The organism is Actinosynnema sp. (genome assembly GCF_052038725.1).
In genome coordinates this window covers 1-1,513 of record NZ_JBQGCX010000015.1, presented here as the reverse complement: position 1 = coordinate 1,513, position 1,513 = coordinate 1, and the positions used below count along the sequence as shown (strand labels likewise).

2 protein-coding genes are annotated in these 1,513 nt (G+C 75.1%); one reads left to right on the top strand and one right to left on the bottom strand.

The features are described from left to right. The coding region (locus tag ACTUAL_RS00265) for a hypothetical protein (protein WP_440898840.1) at nt 1–783 on the top strand (783 nt) is incomplete at its 5' end. A 48-nt stretch (nt 784–831) separates the two neighbouring features. On the opposite strand, the gene ACTUAL_RS00260 is transcribed toward ACTUAL_RS00265, so the two are convergent. Next, nucleotides 832–1,242, bottom strand: coding sequence for an SSI family serine proteinase inhibitor (locus ACTUAL_RS00260; protein WP_157767772.1), 411 nt, complete (start codon nt 1,240–1,242; stop codon nt 832–834). Between the last annotated feature and the right edge of the window lie 271 nt (nt 1,243–1,513).

The following is a 1,513-nucleotide window of genomic DNA, read 5'->3' as shown; positions in this document are numbered from 1 at the left end:
GAGTACTACTTCGTCGGCGTCGAGGAGGGGACGTACCGGGTCCGGGTGGTGCCGCCCTCGTACAAGGTGTTCACGAGGCCGAACGCGGGCACGCGCGGCGTGGACTCGGTGTTCGACCCGGTCACCGGGTTGAGCGAGCCGATGGTGGTGGAGATCGTGGACAGCGGGATCACCCAGGACCTGACCGTGGACGCCGGGCTGTTCCAGCGGGTCGAGGACCTGGCGGTCGCGCTCTCGGTGGACGCGCCGGAGCCGGTCGTGGGCGGGCAGGCCGAGCTGACCGCCGTGGTGGGCAACGCGGGAAGCGTGCCGGTGCCGGGCGCGCAGGTGACCGTGACGGTGCCCGAGGGGCTGGCGATCGGTCCGGTGGCGGGCGGGTGGACGTGCCCGGTGGTCGGGCGGGACGTGGTGTGCGGGACGCAGGAGCCGGTGGCGGCGGGCGCGGCGCTCCCGCCGGTGCGGATCACCGCGACGGCGGAGCGGGCCGGACCGGTGAGCCCGAGCGCGCGGGTGCGCCGGTACAACGGGAACGTGGACGACAACGCGGCCAACGACACCGCCACGACGACGGTCACGGCGCTCGCCCCGGCGGGGACGACAACGACGACCACACCAGCGCCGACCACCACTGCGGCTCCCCCGCCGGTCCCCCCGGCGATGGCCGACGGCGTCGGGCGGGCCGGGACGGGGCGGTCGGTGGGGGCGCTGGTCGCGGGCGGGTTCGGGCTGCTCCTGCTGGGGGTCGGCGCGCACGCGCTGTCCCGGCGGCGCGGGGGCGCCTGATCGGGTGGTGCGGCGGGGACCGGAGGCTCTCGGGCCCGGTGCGGCCGGTCAGAAGTCGAAGATCGAGCGCGTGGTCTTGTGCAGCACGCACTCGTCGCGGAACGCCTTGCTCCACTCGACGTAGGTCTCGTCGTACAGCCCGGTGATCGTCGCGACCAGCCGCCCGTACGTCGGCCTGCACAGCTCGCTGACGCGCTTGAGCTTGTTCATGTCGCCCCGGACCGAGTCGAGGTCGGCGCACGCGGACGCGCCCATCGGGTGGTAGGAGTTCGTCTCGTCGGCCGGGCAGCGCAGCCGGATCGCGCGGGACCAGGTCTGGTCCGCGCCGGACAGGGTCAGGGTGAACTCGCCGCTGCTGCGCGGTCTCGCGGTGCCCGGCGCGGCGGTGGCCTGGGGGACCGCGGTCATGGCGAGCACGAGGGCGCCGAGCACAGCGGCGCTGGTCGATCTGGGGAACACGAGGGGCCTCCCGTGCCTGGTCCTGGGGTGGACGGGCTGGTTGAGCGGATGTCTGAAGCATCCCCGTCCCCCTCAGCGCCGGGCACGCCGGCGGAACCCGCTTCCACCCGTGCGGGTGCGAATACCCGATGCGGTGACCCCGGTGAGCGTGTCCGTGCCCCCGGCCGGGGGAGCGGCCGGGAGCACGGTGGAACACGAGACGAGGTCACGAAACCGCAGGTGGCGGGGCCGGTCCCCGGCGCGGGGGCGCGCGCCGCCGGGGCGCCGGGGT